Source organism: Nocardia sp. NPDC049935 (assembly GCF_055586645.1).
The window spans coordinates 22,818-38,649 of the sequence record NZ_JBVJHV010000004.1 but is presented as its reverse complement, the minus strand read 5'-3'; the positions used below and the strand labels follow the sequence as shown (position 1 = coordinate 38,649).

17 protein-coding genes are annotated in these 15,832 nt (G+C 68.7%); 4 read left to right on the top strand and 13 right to left on the bottom strand.

All coding sequences use genetic code 11. The features are described 5' to 3' along the window. Positions 1 to 66: 66 nt before the first annotated feature. On the bottom strand, positions 67 to 1,467 hold the full coding sequence (locus ACZ6SF_RS16850) for a glycine--tRNA ligase (RefSeq protein ID WP_466063052.1): 1,401 nt from the start codon (positions 1,465 to 1,467) through the stop codon (positions 67 to 69). Between the two features lie 206 nt (positions 1,468 to 1,673). Between ACZ6SF_RS16850 and ACZ6SF_RS16845 the strand changes: the two genes are divergently transcribed. Together ACZ6SF_RS16845 and ACZ6SF_RS16840 are read left to right on the top strand one after the other, a co-directional pair. Continuing rightward, on the top strand, positions 1,674 to 2,027 hold the full coding sequence (locus ACZ6SF_RS16845) for an ArsR/SmtB family transcription factor (protein ID WP_357422015.1): 354 nt from the start codon (positions 1,674 to 1,676) through the stop codon (positions 2,025 to 2,027). Positions 2,028 to 2,030: 3 nt separating this feature from the next. Next, positions 2,031 to 2,471 carry a Fur family transcriptional regulator gene (locus tag ACZ6SF_RS16840; RefSeq protein ID WP_466063051.1) on the top strand — a complete coding sequence of 147 codons (441 nt, stop codon included), beginning with the start codon at positions 2,031 to 2,033 and terminating at the stop codon, positions 2,469 to 2,471. Positions 2,472 to 2,552: 81 nt separating this feature from the next. On the opposite strand, the gene ACZ6SF_RS16835 is transcribed toward ACZ6SF_RS16840, so the two are convergent. Further along, the gene (locus ACZ6SF_RS16835; RefSeq protein ID WP_466063050.1) at positions 2,553 to 3,530 is read right to left on the bottom strand and encodes a hypothetical protein; all 978 of its coding nucleotides are present in this window, start codon (positions 3,528 to 3,530) and stop codon (positions 2,553 to 2,555) included. A gap of 104 nt (positions 3,531 to 3,634) precedes the next feature. Between ACZ6SF_RS16835 and ACZ6SF_RS16830 the strand changes: the two genes are divergently transcribed. After that, the gene (locus tag ACZ6SF_RS16830) at positions 3,635 to 4,291 is read left to right on the top strand and encodes a TetR/AcrR family transcriptional regulator (protein ID WP_466063049.1); all 657 of its coding nucleotides are present in this window, start codon (positions 3,635 to 3,637) and stop codon (positions 4,289 to 4,291) included. A 59-nt stretch (positions 4,292 to 4,350) separates the two neighbouring features. Here the strand turns inward: ACZ6SF_RS16830 and ACZ6SF_RS16825 are convergent, their stop codons facing one another. The 10 genes from ACZ6SF_RS16825 to ACZ6SF_RS16780 all read right to left on the bottom strand — a co-directional run bounded on the left by ACZ6SF_RS16825 (position 4,351) and on the right by ACZ6SF_RS16780 (position 13,624). Further along, positions 4,351 to 4,776, bottom strand: coding sequence for a hypothetical protein (locus ACZ6SF_RS16825; protein WP_449998899.1), 426 nt, complete (start codon positions 4,774 to 4,776; stop codon positions 4,351 to 4,353). Continuing rightward, complete coding sequence (locus tag ACZ6SF_RS16820; RefSeq protein ID WP_466063048.1) at positions 4,773 to 5,588, bottom strand: isoprenyl transferase; 816 nt, start codon at positions 5,586 to 5,588, stop codon at positions 4,773 to 4,775. Before ACZ6SF_RS16820 ends, ACZ6SF_RS16825 begins: the two co-directional genes overlap by 4 nt. Before the next feature lie 67 nt (positions 5,589 to 5,655). Continuing rightward, the gene (gene recO, locus ACZ6SF_RS16815; protein ID WP_466063046.1) at positions 5,656 to 6,477 is read right to left on the bottom strand and encodes a DNA repair protein RecO; all 822 of its coding nucleotides are present in this window, start codon (positions 6,475 to 6,477) and stop codon (positions 5,656 to 5,658) included. 41 nt (positions 6,478 to 6,518) lie between these two features. Continuing rightward, entirely contained in the window at positions 6,519 to 7,784 is a 1,266-nt protein-coding gene (locus ACZ6SF_RS16810; RefSeq protein WP_466063045.1) for a cytochrome P450 family protein, read from the bottom strand. Next, positions 7,781 to 9,064 (bottom strand): cytochrome P450 family protein, encoded by a 1,284-nt coding sequence (locus ACZ6SF_RS16805; protein WP_466063044.1) that lies wholly within the window; start codon positions 9,062 to 9,064, stop codon positions 7,781 to 7,783. The genes ACZ6SF_RS16810 and ACZ6SF_RS16805 overlap by 4 nt, the downstream gene beginning before the upstream one ends. Further along, positions 9,061 to 9,690 carry a GTP-binding protein gene (locus tag ACZ6SF_RS16800; RefSeq protein ID WP_466063043.1) on the bottom strand — a complete coding sequence of 210 codons (630 nt, stop codon included), beginning with the start codon at positions 9,688 to 9,690 and terminating at the stop codon, positions 9,061 to 9,063. The genes ACZ6SF_RS16805 and ACZ6SF_RS16800 overlap by 4 nt, the downstream gene beginning before the upstream one ends. After that, positions 9,671 to 10,030 (bottom strand): DUF742 domain-containing protein, encoded by a 360-nt coding sequence (locus ACZ6SF_RS16795; protein WP_466063042.1) that lies wholly within the window; start codon positions 10,028 to 10,030, stop codon positions 9,671 to 9,673. Before ACZ6SF_RS16795 ends, ACZ6SF_RS16800 begins: the two co-directional genes overlap by 20 nt. Then, on the bottom strand, positions 10,027 to 10,446 hold the full coding sequence (locus ACZ6SF_RS16790) for a roadblock/LC7 domain-containing protein (RefSeq protein ID WP_466063040.1): 420 nt from the start codon (positions 10,444 to 10,446) through the stop codon (positions 10,027 to 10,029). The genes ACZ6SF_RS16795 and ACZ6SF_RS16790 overlap by 4 nt, the downstream gene beginning before the upstream one ends. After that, positions 10,443 to 12,008 (bottom strand): sensor histidine kinase, encoded by a 1,566-nt coding sequence (locus ACZ6SF_RS16785; protein ID WP_466063039.1) that lies wholly within the window; start codon positions 12,006 to 12,008, stop codon positions 10,443 to 10,445. Before ACZ6SF_RS16785 ends, ACZ6SF_RS16790 begins: the two co-directional genes overlap by 4 nt. A 233-nt stretch (positions 12,009 to 12,241) precedes the next feature. Beyond that, entirely contained in the window at positions 12,242 to 13,624 is a 1,383-nt protein-coding gene (locus tag ACZ6SF_RS16780; RefSeq protein ID WP_466063038.1) for an MFS transporter, read from the bottom strand. A 65-nt stretch (positions 13,625 to 13,689) separates the two neighbouring features. Between ACZ6SF_RS16780 and ACZ6SF_RS16775 the strand changes: the two genes are divergently transcribed. Further along, on the top strand, positions 13,690 to 14,475 hold the full coding sequence (locus ACZ6SF_RS16775; protein ID WP_466063037.1) for an ArsR/SmtB family transcription factor: 786 nt from the start codon (positions 13,690 to 13,692) through the stop codon (positions 14,473 to 14,475). Positions 14,476 to 14,482: 7 nt separating this feature from the next. Here the strand turns inward: ACZ6SF_RS16775 and ACZ6SF_RS16770 are convergent, their stop codons facing one another. Next, a complete protein-coding gene (locus tag ACZ6SF_RS16770) occupies positions 14,483 to 15,793 on the bottom strand; it encodes an isochorismatase family protein (RefSeq protein ID WP_466063036.1) in 1,311 nt (436 codons plus the stop codon). Positions 15,794 to 15,832 lie beyond the last annotated feature (39 nt).

Here is a 15,832-nt window from a genome sequence, read left to right as displayed (position 1 = left end):
ACCCCCCGATGCTATCGAGGGGTGCGGGCCCCTCGCTCCCGGCGGAGCGGGAGCGAGGGCACGCGGTCAGCAGCCGATCAGGTGCTGGGCCAGGTAACCCTCGACCTGGTCGAGGGCGATCCGCTCCTGGGCCATGGTGTCGCGTTCGCGGACCGTGACCGCCTGATCGTCGAGGGTGTCGAAATCGACGGTGATGCAGAACGGGGTGCCGATCTCGTCCTGACGGCGGTAGCGGCGGCCGATGGCACCGGCGTCGTCGAATTCGATGTTCCAGTTGCGGCGCAGCCGGGCGGCGAGATCCTTGGCCTTCGGGGTGAGGTCGGCGTTACGCGACAGCGGCAGTACCGCGGCCTTCACCGGAGAGAGCCGGCGGTCCAGGCGCAGCACGGTCCGGGTGTCGACGCCGCCCTTGGCGTTGGGGGCCTCGTCCTCGGCGTAGGCGTCCACCAGGAACGCCATGAGCGACCGTGTCAGACCGGCGGCCGGCTCGATCACGTACGGGACGTAGCGTTCCTCGGCGGTCTGGTCGTAGTAGCTCAGTTCCGCGCCGGAATGTTTGGCGTGCGTGGACAGGTCGTAATCGGTGCGATTGGCGATACCTTCCAGCTCGCCCCATTCACCGCCCTGGAATCCGAACCGGTACTCGATATCGGTGGTGCCGGCGGAGTAGTGCGAGAGCTTCTCTTTCGGATGCTCGAACAGGCGCAGGTTCTCCGGATCGATGCCGAGGCCGGTGTACCAGTCGAAACGGGTGTCGATCCAGTATTTGTGCCATTCGGCGTCCTCGCCCGGTTTGACGAAGAACTCCATCTCCATCTGCTCGAATTCGCGGGTGCGGAAGATGAAGTTGCCGGGGGTGATCTCGTTGCGGAAGCTCTTGCCGATCTGGGCGATACCGAACGGCGGCTTCTTACGCGCGGTGGTCATCACATTGGCGAAGTTCACGAAGATGCCCTGCGCGGTCTCCGGGCGCAGATAGTGCAGGCCCTCTTCGTCGTCGACCGGGCCCAGATAGGTCTTGAGCAGGCCGGAGAAATTCCGGGGTTCGGTCCACTTACCGGGCTGACCGGTCTCCGGGTCGTTGATATCGGCCAGGCCGTTGGCCGGCGGGCGGCCGTGTTTGGCCTCGTAGGCCTCGAGTAGATGGTCGGCCCGGTAGCGCTTGTGGGTGTGCAGGGATTCCACCAGCGGATCGGAGAAGGTCTCCACATGGCCGGAGGCCACCCAGACCTGCCGCGGGAGGATCACCGAGGAGTCGAGGCCGACCACATCGTCGCGGCTGGTGACCATGGCGCGCCACCACTGCTTCTTGATGTTGTCCTTCAGCTCGACGCCGAGCGGACCATAGTCCCACGCCGATTTGGTACCGCCGTAGATCTCACCACACGGGTACACCAGCCCCCGGCGCTTGGCGAGGTTGGCAACGGTGTCCACCTTCGACTTGGGTGCCACGCGAGAATTCTCCATCCACTACGAATCGCCAGTAGTACACCGCCCGGATCGGGCGATGCGATCGCGGCCGTCCACGGCGGTTGCCCGCGGGCCGTGGATCGGGCGATCCTGTACAGCCTAATGGCCGACGCCACGGGGTTTCGCACCCACCACGGCATGGACATTTGACATGCATATCATTGCATATCAAAATGGGACCGGTTTCCAATAAGGAGTGGACCATGACAACCGATACCGCCGCCGTCGGGCAGCACAACCCCTACCGCTCCCCCGCACCGGTTCCGATACCCGCCCGGGCCGTACTGGAGAACGCCGGTGAGCTGCTGCGCGCACTCGCGGCCCCCGTACGCATCGCCATCGTGCTACAACTGCGGGAGTCGCCGCGCTGTGTGCACGAACTGGTCGATGCCCTCGGTGTCACACAACCGCTGGTCAGCCAGCACCTGAGGATCCTCAAATCGGCCGGGGTGGTGCACGGCGAGCGTTCGGGCCGCGAGGTCCTCTACGAACTCGTCGACGACCATCTCGCGCATATCGTGGTCGACGCAGTCGCGCACGCCGAAGAAGAAGGGTAATTCGTGTCCGAGAACCTGGTCACCGGTAAAGGGACCGCTACGGGGAGAGCAGTCGGTATCCGCACCACGCGGCAACGCAACGCGATCGCCGCGCTACTCGAGGACGTCGACAGGTTCCGTTCGGCCCAGGAGCTACACGACGAACTGCGGCAGCGCGGCGAGGGCATCGGCCTGACCACCGTCTACCGCACCCTGCAATCACTGGCCGACGCCGGGATGGTGGACGTACTGCGCACCGATAACGGCGAGTCGGTCTACCGGCAGTGCTCGACCGGGCATCACCACCATCTGGTCTGCCGGCACTGCGGCCGCACGGTCGAGGTCGCGGGACCCACCGTCGAGGCATGGGCGGCGAGTACCGCCTCCAGCCACGGGTTCACCGATGTCAGCCACACCCTGGAGATCTTCGGCAGCTGCCACGCGTGCTCCGCGGTCGGCCGGTGACGCGCGGGCGCTGAGTCCATACAGCGGCAGGCCGCTACCGGTACCGGTAGCGGCCTGTCGTCGTCATGGCCCGGACTCGCCTCAGGCGGCCACCGGGACCGCCGCGGCGGCGGTGGGTTCGGGATCGGTGCGCCGGCTGTCGCGGACCACGCCGACCCCCAGCAGGACCAGCGCCAGAGCAGCCCAGGCCAGCAGCACCAGCAGCGGTTTCTGCGCACCGGCTCCGTCGAAGAACGCGACCGAGCGGATCAGCGAGGCGGCGGCGCCCGGCGGCAGCAACTGGCCGACCGTGCCCCACGGCTGGGGCAGCAGTTCCGGAGCCGAGGTCGCGGCCGAGAACGGGTTGCCGATCAGCAGCATCGTCAGCGCCGCGACGCCGATACCGGCCCGTCCGATCACCGTGGCCAGCCCTGCCACGGTGCCGGCGACGGCGAACGAGACCAGCCCCGCGACCGCCGACAACATCAGGTAGGAACCGGGAACGATCGACAGCCAGGTCTGGGTGACGAGCATGCTCAGCAGCCCGCCCGCGATCCCGAAGGTGAGGGCGCCGACGATCCGGCCGGCGGCGGTGGGGATCAGCAGCGACAGCAGCACACCTCCGGCGATACCGGCCATCACCAGCGGCAGCGCCATGGTTCCGAATCCCATCCCGCGCGGGTCGTCGGGATCGCCCGGGACGACGTCCTCGACCTGCGCCGCCGGGGCGCCCGACAGCTGCTGACCGATCTGGGTGAGTTGCTGGGCGACCGCGGGACTCGCCCCCGTGGCGATCAGCATCTGGGGTGCCCCGTTGCCGGTGACGATCGCGCCGTAGACCTCACGGTCGGCGATGGCCTCCCGGGCCGCCGCCGCGTCGGCGACGGTGACGACCTCGAAGGCATCCGGGTTCTGGCCGGTGAGCCGCCCTTCCACCATCGCGGCCTGCGGCCCGGCGACGGCCAGCGGCAGATCACGCGGCGCGATATTGGTGGCCGGCCAGGCGAAGGCGACCAGCATCAGCGCCTGCAGTAGAGCCGCGCCGACACCGATGGCGACCGCGCGCTGGATGACGTTCATGACGTTCTCCCCAGAAAATCGAAGGCTCGTTCTTTTTCGGTGCACTCACCGTCTCACCGGACCCGGAGCTTGTCAAGAACGAACATTCGTTTTACTTTGGAGGCATGCCCCGAGTCAGTGACGAACACCTGGAACGCCGCCGCCAGCAGATCCTCGACGCGGCCCGGGTGTGTTTCGTCCGCAAAGGGTTCCACCAGTCGTCCATGCAGGACGTCTTCACCGAGTCGGGACTGTCGGCCGGTGCGGTCTATCGGTACTTCAAGAGCAAGGACGAGCTGGTCATGGCCCTGGCCACGACCGCGGCCGGTGATATCCGCACCCGCATGCTGGAGATCATCGAGGGCGATCCGCTGCCCACCCCCGCCGAACTCATCGCCCATCTGACCGAGTGGATCTACGGCCAGAGCGGCCCCGACGGCCGGATCCGCCTGGCGCCGCAGGCCTGGTCGCTGGCACTCACCGACGAACAGGCCGCGGTACCCGTCCGCGAAACCCTGAGCGGTATCCGGTCCATGTGGCGCGAGTACGCCGGGCGGATGCACGCCGCCGGCTGGCTACCCGCCGACAGCGACCTCGACGCGGTGGCGGCCGCGCTCTTCGGGTTGCTACCCGGTTTCGTACTCCAACACCTGCTCATGGGCGATCTGGACCGCGACCGGTACATCCGCGGTGTCGATACCCTCTTCCCCTACGGTGACCGGCGCTATCACCCGCACACCCCGCCGCCCGAGCCGGCGGACACCGCCGCCACCCCGGCCTGAGCCACGACCCGCACCGGTGACCGGGCCGGAAGCCGGACGAACCGTCACCGGCCACGGGCTCAGGGCAGCAGACCCTTGCGCGCCTCGCCCGCCCCGCCGAGCACCAGCAGCAGCATGGTCGTGAGGGCCTGATCGTCCAGGCCGGCCGCCGGGAAGGTGTAGCGCAGGATCACATCGGCCAGTTTGTCGTGCGCGATCACCGCGATCGACCCGAACTGCAACGCGGCGTTCCGTTCCGCCACCCGCTTGTGCAGTTGCGGTTTCAGCGGGCGATCCCAGGCCAGCACGCAGGTCAGCGAGAGCACATCCAGACCGGGCGTCAGGGTGAACGCGCTCGCCGAACACAGCACGCCCTCGTAGTCGAAACGCAGCGAACCGTCGTTGTCGACCCGGACGTCGATATCGTAGAGCCCCAGACCCGCACCGGCCCGGGCCTTCAATTCGATATCCGGCGCCAGCGCGCCGGACTCCGCGTCCCCGCTCATTTGGTGCCCCCGAACCGGCGGTCGCGGCGAGCGTATTCGAGGCAGGCGTCCCACAGGTTGCGCCGGTCGAAATCGGGAAACAGCGTCGCCTGATAGACGAACTCCGCGTACGCCGACTGCCAGATCAGGAAATTCGAACTGCGGTATTCGCCCGAAGGCCGCAGGAAGAGATCGACATCCGGCATATCCGGTTCGTCCAGATACCGGGCCAGCACGTCCTCGGTCACCTTCTCCGGGTCGAGCTCACCCGCCGCCACCCGGCGCGCGACCTCCCGTGCGGCATCGGCGATCTCGGCGCGACCGCCGTAGTTGACGCACATCGTCAAGGTCATGACGGTGTTGTCCTTCGTCAGCTCCTGGGCGGTCTCCAGCTCACGAATCACGCTGCGCCACAACCGAGGTCGTCGGCCCGCCCAGCGCACCCGCACCCCCATCTCGTGCATCTCGTCCCGGCGGCGCCGGATCACATCCCGGTTGAAGCCCATGAGGAACCGCACCTCGTCCGGGCTGCGTCGCCAGTTCTCGGTGGAGAACGCGTACGCCGACAGCCACTTCACACCGATCTCGATACAGCCCTCGACGGTGTCCATGAGCACGGCCTCGCCTTTTTCGTGCCCCGCCGTCCGCGGCAGGCCCCGCTCCTGTGCCCAGCGGCCGTTACCGTCCATCACCAGCGCCACATGCCGCGGCACCAGCTCGGCCGGGATATCGGGCGGGGTCGCGCCGGACGGATGCGGTGACGGCGGACGGACAGTGCGAACACCGGCAGACGCGGATACGTCCGAACCGGCGGAGTCACGACGCAGGATCACCCGAAAAGACTATCTGTGTTCATGACGCCCACCCGAGTGGGGCCGTCGCGTCCGGGCACCCGCCGGTTCACGCGCTCCCCGCCACCTCGGAGGCGACACCGTCGCGAGAAGCCGCCGACCCCCGCGCGGGCTCGGAGGGCCCGGAGCGCGGTGCGGCCCCCGCACGCTCGATCAGGGGCAGGGTGCGGAGTGTGTGTTCCAGATGCCATTGCAGATGCGCCGCGATCAATCCGGAGGCCTGCCGTCGCGCCGGTTCCGGAATCGTCTCCACCAGGTCCCAGCGGCCGTACCGCAGCGCGAGCATATGGTCGAACACCGCGGGCGCCGGAGTGACCGCGCCGTGCGGGCGGCAGTGGACGCACACCGCTCCCCCGGCGCCCACATGGAATGCCCGGTGCGGGCCGGGAGTGGCACAGCGGGCGCATTCGTCGACGGCCGGGGCCCAGCCCGCGTAGTCCATGGCCCGCAGCAGGAAGGCGTCCAGAACGAGTTCGTGTGGGCGCTGCCCCTCGGCGATCGCGCGCAATGCCCCCGCGGTGAGGGTGTGCAGGCGGGGCACCGGGGCACGTTCCTCACCGGCCAGGCGTTCCGCGGTCTCCAGGACGGCGCACGCGGTGGTGTAGCGACCGTAGTCGGCGATGATGGCGGAGGCATTGGCCTCGACGGTGTGCACCTGGGTCACGATGTCCAAGCTGCGCCCCGGATAGAGCTGCACATCGATGTAGGCGAACGGCTCCAGCCGCGCACCGAACTTCGATTTCGTCCGCCGCACCCCCTTCGCCACCGCCCGCACCAGACCATTTTCCCTGGTCAGCAGCGTGACAATACGATCGGCCTCACCCAGCTTGTGCTGGCGCAGCACGACGGCATGGTCACGATACAAGCGCACGCCATGAGTCTAGGCGTTCAGCACATCCTGACAGCAGGCGCTCAGGAGGGCCGAACCTCGAGCGGCGGAGCCGCTCCCACCAACACAGCCATGGCGGCCGGGTCGTTCTGGGTGAGGACGGGGAGATTACCCATTTCGCCGATCGGTACGGCGCTGCGGATATCGGGGAACCGCTCGAACAGCGCGGGTACCGCGATCGCCGCTTCCAGCCGGGCCAGGGCGGCGCCAGGGCAGATATGCGGGCCGTAGCCGAAGGAGATATTGCGGTGGGCGGTCGGGCGGGTGAGGTCGAAGATATCGGCGTCCTCGCCGTGCAGATCGCGGTCGCGGCCGATGGCCCGGTACGACATGACCACCCCGTCGCCCTTCTCGATGGTGAGATCGCCGACGGTGATGTCCTCGGTGGCGAACCGCATCAGCAGGTGGATGACCGGGCCGTCCCAGCGCAGGGTCTCCTCGATCGCCTCCTCCCAGGTGCGGTCGCCGGCGCGCACGGCCGCCAGCTGGTCCGGGTTCGCGAGCAGCGCCCGGGTGGTGGTGATGATGAGGCTGACCGTGGTTTCGTGACCCGCCGCCACCAGGGCCTTGAGGTTGCCGTGCACTTCGGCTTCGGTGAGCGGGGTTTCGCCCTCGGCGACGTCGTGGATGAAATCGGAGGTCAGATCGTCGGCCGGGTGGGCGGTCTTCTCCTTGATGAGCTCGGTGTAGTAGTCGTCGAGTTCGGCGAAGACCCGCATCCGCTCGTCGTGCGGCGTCAGCAGGGAGAAGAACTTCTTGTACGACTCCAGCAGCATGGTGTGGTCGCTGCGCGGCACACCCATGAGTTCACTGACCACCCGCATCGGCAGCGGGTAGGCGAAGACCTGTTTGAGGTCCACGGCGTCGCCGCCGGCGGCGGCAGCGGCCAGATCGTCGAGGAGTTCCGCGGTGAACTGTTCGATCTTCGGGCGCAGTTCGCCCAGCCGGCGGGGCGCCAGGGCGCGAGTGGTCTTGATGCGCAGGCGGCGATGTTCGGCGCCGTCGACGGTGAACATGGACCGGCCGGCGTCGATCATCCCGATCAGCGGCCATTCCCGGGTGACGGCCCCCGACTGCCACAGATTCCACCGGGTGTGGTCCTTGACCAGGCGGGTGTCGGTGAGCAGCCGGCGGGCCAGGTTGTGCCGGGTGACCGTCCAGGCCGGGGCGCCGAGCAGTTCGATCTTCGTGAGTTCCGGACCCTCGCACAGGGTCCGGGTCTCGCCCGCGAGATCGGCGACCATGGGGTCGATGGTCAGGGCCGCGGTATGCGGGCATTGCTGGCTCACGAGCCACCTCCAACAGCGGGAACAGGTGTGAAAACGACCGGAAGGGAAGTGAATCCGCGCAGGAACGGCGAAGGACGCCGGACCAGGGATTCGGCCGGAACCGCCAGATCCAGATCGGGCAACCGGTCGAGGAGCACCTCGATACCGGTACGCGCGATGATCTCGGCGATCTGCTGGGCCGGATAGGGACAGCGGTATTCGCCGTGCCCGAACGCGAAATGCGCGGCGTTACCGGAATGGGCGGGATCGGCGCCGTGCCCGCTGTACTGGCGGATATGCGGATCGGAGTTGGCCGCGGCCAGGCCGAGCAGCAACATATCTCCGCGGCGTACCAGCACCTCGCCGAGGCGGGAATCGCGGGCGACCCAGCGTCCGGCCAGGATCTGGGTGGGCGTGTCCTCCCACAGCACCTCGGTCATCGCCTGGCCGATACTGTGCCGGGCGGCGCCGAAGGCCGCGGCGAACCGGTCGTCCACCAGCATCAGCCGGATCGAGTTGCCGATCCAGTCGGCGGTCGGCAGATGCCCGGCCGCGGTAACCGACTGCATGTTCAGGACGTATTCCTCGTCGGCGAACGGTTCGGGATGCGCCAGCATCCGCGACACCAGATCCTGCCCCGGTTCGGCCTTCTTCTGCGCCAGCAGTTGCTGCATGTATTCGACGAACCGCTGGTAGGCCGCGGGCGCCTCGGGCCCACCGTCGCACAGCGCCTGCATGGTCTGCGCGAGATACGGACCGTCGGATTCGGGGACGCCCATGATCCAGGCGAGGGTGAGCACCGGAAGCAGTTCGGCGAACTCCTTGACCACATCCGCGTGACCGCGACCGCAGAACCGGTCGATCAGGCTGTCGGCCAGATGTTCGCAGGCGGTCCGCAGCGCGAACGGATCCACCGATTCCAGCGCGGGCTCCACCAGACCCACGTGCCGGGCGTGCGCGGCGCCCGCGGTGAAATAGATTCCGGGCTGGGGGCGGCCGACCATGGGCAGCAGCGGCCAGTCCGGCGGGATCGCCGGCCACTGGTTCCACAGACTCGAATCCCGGGGGAACAGCAGGCCGTCGGTGGTGACCTGATGCAGTTCCCGGTAGCCGATCACCAGCCAGGCGGGGATCTGGCCGATGAGTTCCACCGCGACGACCGCACCGTGCTCCGACCGCATCCGGGTGTAGAGCAGTGCGGGATCGGTGTGGAACCCCGGCCCCTCCAGCAGTACGGCTCCCGACCGGCCCACCGGGCAGGCGGCCGCGGGCATACCGGTGTTGTGGCCGGCCCGGGTCATGCGCCCGCCCCCGCGACCGGAGCCGGCGGCGTCTGCCGCTCGATGAGATGTTCGACGAGCCCGATCAGCACCTGTTTGCTCGATTCCCGCGACCGCGCATCGGTCGCGAACAGCGGCACCTGCGGATCCAGATCGAGAGCGTCGCGGACCTCGTCCAGCGCCGGGGGGATCGGCTCGAAGGAGTTGCAGGCCACCACGAACGGGGTGCCCTGGTATTCGAGGCGGTCGATGGCGTACCAGGAGTCGCTGATCCGGCGCGGATCCACCAGCACCACCGCGCCCAGGGTCCCGGTGAACAACCGGTCCCACAGGAACCAGAACCGTTCCTGCCCGGGAGCGCCGAAGACGTAGAGCACGTACTCCTCGCCGAGGCTGATACGCCCGAAATCGAAGGCGACGGTGGTGGTCGACTTCCCGGATACTCCGGACAGATCGTCGACGCCGACTCCCGCGTTGGTCATCACCGCCTCGGTGTCCAGTGGCTGGATCTCGCTGACCGCACGCACCATCGTGGTCTTGCCCACGCCGAATCCGCCGACGACGACGATCTTCAGTGCGTGCCGCACCGAGTTGTGCAGGGGCGCCCGGGCGCGAGTGGGGCGGGCGTCAAAGGCTACGGAGTCCAACTAGCACCTTCTCGAGCATGTCGATATCGAACGTGTCGCCGTAGGGTCCCGTGGCGAGTTCGGGATGGCGGACGGTGACCTTTCCCGCGTGCAGCAGATCCGCGACCAGCACTGTCGCGATACCGATCGGCAGCCGCAGTTCGGCCGCGATCTCCACCACCGCGGTCGGCTGCCGGCATATCGCCAGGATGGCCATATGCTCGTGCTGCATGGCGGCGGCCGGATCGCATTCGCTCACCACCAGGGTGACCGGATCGAATTCGTCGGTGGTCGGGGCGGCGCGTCCACCGGTCAGGGTGTAGAAGCGGTCGGGCTCGTCGTCGCGGCCGGGGCGGTTCACAGCAGTCTCGCTCGACTCCCCCGCGGCGGTGCGGACAGATACTCTCCCACCTGCTCGATCAGGGCCGCCATCTGGGCGCCGACCAGGCCCGCGTCGGCATCGTCATCGGCCAGGACCGCGATCTGCGCGCCCGCACCGGCGCCGACGATGAACAGGATCCCGCCGTAGAACTCGGTCATCGACTGGCGTACCCCGCCGCGGCCGTTACCGAATTCCGCCGAGGCGCTACCGGCCAGGGCCTGCACTCCGGAGGCGATGGCGGCGAGGCGATCGGCCTGGTCCATGGTCAACCCGGCGGTATGGCACATCTGGATGCCGTCCGCGGCCAGCAGTACCGCGTGCCGCGCGCCGGCGGTTTCGCTGAGTAACCGCTGCAGCAGCCAATCCAGTTGCGCCGGATCCGATGTCATCGTCATCGATCGTTCTCCCAGTCGGTTGTCATGGAATGACGGGACAATCGCGCGGCGCCGTTGCCGGGTGATTGGATCGGTCCGCCGAACGGCTGGGATTCGTCGTCGGCGCGGCCGGTGACCGCGCGCTGGAACGCACCCAGCGAGGAAGCTGTCGATCGGTGTTTCGCGGGCGAATCCTGAGGGGCCTCACCGTCGAAAGCGTCGGGGTCGGGCAGACCCTCGGGGTGGGCGGCGGCCAGGGTGCTCCCCCGGCGCCGCTTCGGCAGCACAGTGGTGGTGGTCGCCTCCGTTTCCGGGGCCGCGGCCACCGGGTACCGGCCGGAACTGTGCCGCGCGGCGCCGTGCCGGCCGGTCGAATCGGGATCGAGCCCGAAGGTCGCGAGCGCGTCGCCGGTGGCGGGCCGGGCGCGGTATCGCGATCCGGTTTCGGAGAACGCGGGGAAGGATCCGGAATCGGTATCCGCGGTGACCCCCGGCGGAAGCCCGGCCTGGCCGGCCGTATGACCGGCGGGCAGGGCGGCGGGGGTGGGCGGTTCGATTCGCGCGGTGAGTTCACGCGGGATCATCACGACCGCCGCGGTGCCGCCGATCGCGGAGGGCCGGTAGCTGACCGTGAGTCCGTGTTTGCGCGCCAGCCGCCCGACGACCGCCAGCCCGAACCGGGTGCCGTTGAGCGAGGAAAGCCCTTCGGCCGCATCGGTTTCCGTACCGGAAACGGTGGCCTGCGCGCGGCGCAGCGAGGATTCGCTCATCACCAGGCCGCTGTCCTCGATGGTCACCGCGACACCCGCGGGAAGTTCCGCCGCGTAGATATGCACCTCGGTGGTGGGGGGCGAGAAACGGCAGGCGTTGTCGACCAGTTCGGACAGGGCGTGGATCACGCCCTCGGCCGCGTGTCCGGCGATGGCGATATCGGCGATGGCCCGCATCCGGACCCGCTGATATCCGCCGACCCGCCCGATCGAGGCCCGCAGCACCCGTTCCATCACGATCGGTTTGGCCCAGCGCCGCCCGGTCCGCGCACCGCTCAGGATGGCGATACTGTCGGCGAGGCGGCCCGCCTGAGCGGTCGCGTGATCGAGTTTCAGCAGATCGGCGAGTACGGCCTGATCGGCGTAGCGGTGTTCGAGATCCTGCAGTTCGGCCAGCATGCTGGTGGTCATCGCCTGCATCCGGCCCGCCGCGTTGGCGAGGGCGGCGATGGCGGCCGACCGGCGCCGCTCGGCGGTCGCGGTGGCCTCCTTCTCGGCGAGGACATTCTGTTCGGCGGCGGCGGCACGGGCCTGCTCGCGGGCCGCCCGGTCCAGCGCGGCGTCGGCGCGGCGCTGCTCGGCGGTGATCATGCCGCGGAAATACACCGCGGTGGTGACGGCGGTACACGCGGCCACCACGGTGAGGGAGATCCAGACGGCGGTGAGCAAGCGGTCGGCCGGGGCCACCGAGAGCACGGCGCCACACAGCACTCCTACACCCACCGTGACCGAGATACCCAGCGCCAGTGCCGGGGCCAGCCAGGGCCTGCGGCCGGCTCCCCCGGCCGGGGCCGACGCCACCGATTCATACATAGGTCGGGTACCCCCGCTCGCGCTTCGTCCTGCCGACCCAACGCCGAGCCCGCATCCGACACCCCATCGTGTCCGTTACCGAATCGTCGGATGAAAAATGGTTTCGCTCCGGTTAATTCGGGTACGGGCCGTAGCATATCGGTCTGGTCCAACGTCCGCCACTCGAGTAAGCTAAAGCTCAGCTAACACTCAGTGTCCGAATCGCGACCCGGACAATCGATTCCGGACGCGTCCTATCCGGCGTCACGATCACCGGCCGCCGATCGAACGCGGCTGTGCCGAGAAACGCCGAAGCACAGCAGGCAGGCCAGGATCGCCAGGATCGCCGCGCCGACGAACAGCCCGATCGCGTGCGAGAGGAAGCCCGGACCTCCGGCCCGCCCCGCGATCGCCGCACAACATGCGATGCCGACCGCGCCCCCGGTCTGCCGGCCTGTGTTACTCGCGCCGGATGCCAGGCCCGGTGAACCGGGTATCGCCTCGAGGGCTGCGGAAACGACAGCGGGCGTGAGAATGCCCAGCCCACATCCCCACAGTGCGAGGAAGATCGCCGAAACAATGGAGGGAGCGCCGGTGATCGTGATACCGATCCCGGCCAGCCCGGCGGCAACGACGACGAGCCCGAGCGCGCTGGTCCGCCATACTCCGTAGCGGTCACCCAACCTGCCCGCGGCCGTGCCGAGGAGCGGCAGGGGCAGCAGCGCGGGGAGAAGGAGAAGCCCGGCCGGGAAAGGGTCCAGCCGGTTCACGTCTTGGAACACCTGGGTCAGCAGGAACAATCCGCCGAGGGCGCACAGGTTCATCAGCCCGGCCACCAAGCAGGCCGAACCGAGCGGCAATCGCGCCCTGGATGGGACGGGCAGCAGTGGGCGCGGCGCTCTGCGCTCGACGAAGCGGAAGGCGACCAGGGCGCAGCCGGCTATCACCGCGAGCACCGCGGCCGACCCGGTAGAGGCAGGTGCCCGGATGATCGCGGTGACCGTAGCCGTGAGCCCCGCCGCCAGCAGGACTGCGCCCGGCCAGTCCAGACTCCCGTCCCGGTGCGGCCGTTCCGTGGTACGGGACAGACCCAGGACGGGCAGAAGGGCGAGGCCGACGACCGGAACGGCCGCCCAGAACACGGCCCGCCATCCGGCGACCTGGATCAGCATCCCGCCGATAACCGGCCCGGCCGGCAGGGCGGCGCCTCCGACGGCCGCCCACATACCGACCGCCCGGGAGCGTCCGGCCTCGTCCGGGGTGTTCTCGATCAGGAGCGCGAGAGTACCCGGCAGCATCGCCGCGGCCGCGACGCCCTGGATCGCCCGCGCCACCACCAGGACGGCGATCGTCGGAGCCAGCGCGCACAGCACGGACGCGGCGCCGAACCCGATGAAACCGAGCAGGACGACCCGGCGGTGCCCGATCGTGTCCCCGGCCGAACCCGAAATCAGTAGCAGCGCGGCCAACGGAACGGTGTACGCGTCCACCACCCACGCCAAGCCGGCGCCACCGGCGTGCAGCTCGGTTCCGAGCCGGGGCAACGCGACGTTGACGACTGTCACATCCAGCAGGACCAGAAAGTAGCCGGCGCACAACGCGAGCGTCAGCGGCCGGCGAGAACGATTCGGTGCCATGCCGACGATCGTGGGCCCGGAATACTTCAGCGGACATCGAAAGGATCCGCTCGTAGCATCGGGTCATGGAAGAGAACCGTGCCGCCCCGGGCGAACCGGATATCGCGGGCATCGCGTCGGCATTCGCGGATCCCCGGCGCGCGCGTGTGCTGATGGCGCTGGCCGACGGGCGCGCGCTGACCGCCGGGCGGCTCGCCCGAGAAGCCGGTGTCTCCGCCTCCACGATCAGCAACCACTTGGCGTTGTTGTTGGACCGGCGTCTGGTCTCGGTCGAACAGCAGGGCCGCAATCGCTACTACCGGCTCGCCGGCGCGGAGGTCGAAGGCGTCCTGGAAGCGCTCGCGAACCTGGCGCCGCTCACCACGATCACCTCACTGCGCGCCCATACCCGCGCCCACGCGGTCCGGACCGCCAGAACCTGCTATCGCCATCTGGCCGGGGAGGCCGGTGTCGATCTCTTCCAGCGGTTCATCGCGGCGGGCTGGATCAGTGGAGGCGACGGGCATCATCATCCCGAAGTCACCGGTGACCGGTTGTCCGCACCCGGTAGAGGCGACCGCTATAGGCTCACACCCATCGGCGCCCGGGCCCTGGGCGCGTGGGGTATCGACGACCGCCGCCTGACCACCACGAAGCCGCTCCGCTACTGCGTCGACTGGACCGAACAAGCCCATCATCTCGCCGGCCCGCTCGGCACCGCGATCACCACCAGGCTCTTCGACCTCGAGTGGATCACGAGGGGCAGTGTCCCCCGCAGCGTCCACATCACACCCGCCGGTACCGCCGGCCTCGCGGAACTGCTTCCCTCTGACCGAACGAATGGTGATCGAGTCCTCGTACTCGGCTCGTGACCTGTTGTCACACCTGGTGTGGCCGATCCTCGACGGGTCCGGCCACATCGCGGGTGTCCGGGTCGGAACGGCCACAGGCGCCGGCCTCCGGCAGTTCGGGGCCGGCGTCGATCATGCGCACCACATCCGCCACCGGACGCACATCGCCGAACGAACGGTAGATGGTGTGCAGGGTGGCGTTGTGGTCCCGATCGCGGCGGGCCGCGTTCGCATCGGCCACCATGAGCACCCGGAAACCCCGGGTGCTCGCGTCACGCGCCGAGGCCGAACAGCACACATCGGTGACCGTTCCCGTGATCAGCACGGTATCGATGCCCCGTTCGCCGAGCAGTTCGGGTAGCGGGCAGCGGCCGGGAAAGAAGGCGCTGTAGGCGGATTTCTCGACGAAAAGATCGTGATCACGGGTTTCGAGTTCGTGCCATATCCGCTGCTCCGGAGTTTCCGTCACCCCCGAACCGCTGAATACCCGGGCCACCCGCGGGCCGAAGAACTCGACCGCGTGCGGGGTGGGCTCGCCGGGTTCGGGGACGACCCAGGCGACCGTGCCGCCCGCCGCCCGCAGCGCCCCGGCCAGCCGGTTGATACCGGGCACGATGCCGCGACAGTAGGCGTTCTCCGATACGTGCATCGGCACCATATCGATCACGACCAGCGCCGTGCGCCGGGGATCGAGGTCCGGATAGGCGAACCGGCGGCCGCGGCGGGCCTCCTGCCGCGCGTATTCCCGCTCCTCGATACGCCATGCGTGCATCGATCGGGCGTCGCCGCGCAATTTCGCCAGGAACCGGCCGAGATGCGGATCGAACAGTGCCGGGTCGGCCGCGCCGATCTCGTCGATACTCCACCACCGGCCACCGCGGAACTCGGTGGGGTCGAGAGTGAAAGCGGTATCGCGATCGACGGTGACCACATACCAGAGGCTGACGTCCTCGTGGCCGCCGTGGACCCCGACCGTGGTGGTGATCGTGAGAAAGAGCGGTTCGGTCATCGCGGTGAGATCGACAGTGATACCGAGTTCTTCCTCGATTTCGCGGCACGCGGTGCGGACCGGATGCTCCCCGGGTTCGACATGTCCGCCCGGCGGCAACCACAGACCCGCCTGGCGGTGATCCACCAGATACACGGCGGTGTTCCCCGGATCGACCACCGCGAGGTACGAAACCAGATGGCGCGGTGGCACATCCGGCTTCCGGCGGCGGAAGAGATCGCCGGTGCCGTGCACCCAGCGGGCGGCCTCGGCCAGATGCGCCTGTTCGGTCTCGTCGACCGGGGCGATCGCGGAGACGAGATCGGACACAACGCGGGCGGCGGGCAGCATCGCCACAGCTTCGCAGACGGCTCCGACAGGAACTCCGGC

Bases quoted from the DNA above. Each gene is read 5' to 3' on its own strand.
- ACZ6SF_RS16825 (WP_449998899.1), bottom strand. From the start codon at position 4,776: ATGAGCGGGGACGCGGAGTCCGGCGCGCTGGCGCCGGATATCGAATTG.
- ACZ6SF_RS16780 (WP_466063038.1), bottom strand. From the start codon at position 13,624: ATGGCACCGAATCGTTCTCGCCGGCCGCTGACGCTCGCGTTGTGCGCC.
- ACZ6SF_RS16770 (WP_466063036.1), bottom strand. From the start codon at position 15,793: ATGCTGCCCGCCGCCCGCGTTGTGTCCGATCTCGTCTCCGCGATCGCC.
- ACZ6SF_RS16835 (WP_466063050.1), bottom strand. From the start codon at position 3,530: ATGAACGTCATCCAGCGCGCGGTCGCCATCGGTGTCGGCGCGGCTCTA.
- ACZ6SF_RS16775 (WP_466063037.1), top strand. From the start codon at position 13,690: ATGGAAGAGAACCGTGCCGCCCCGGGCGAACCGGATATCGCGGGCATC.
- ACZ6SF_RS16845 (WP_357422015.1), top strand. From the start codon at position 1,674: ATGACAACCGATACCGCCGCCGTCGGGCAGCACAACCCCTACCGCTCC.
- ACZ6SF_RS16805 (WP_466063044.1), bottom strand. From the start codon at position 9,064: ATGACCCGGGCCGGCCACAACACCGGTATGCCCGCGGCCGCCTGCCCG.
- ACZ6SF_RS16830 (WP_466063049.1), top strand. From the start codon at position 3,635: ATGCCCCGAGTCAGTGACGAACACCTGGAACGCCGCCGCCAGCAGATC.
- ACZ6SF_RS16785 (WP_466063039.1), bottom strand. From the start codon at position 12,008: ATGTATGAATCGGTGGCGTCGGCCCCGGCCGGGGGAGCCGGCCGCAGG.
- ACZ6SF_RS16850 (WP_466063052.1), bottom strand. From the start codon at position 1,467: ATGGAGAATTCTCGCGTGGCACCCAAGTCGAAGGTGGACACCGTTGCC.
- ACZ6SF_RS16790 (WP_466063040.1), bottom strand. From the start codon at position 10,446: ATGACGATGACATCGGATCCGGCGCAACTGGATTGGCTGCTGCAGCGG.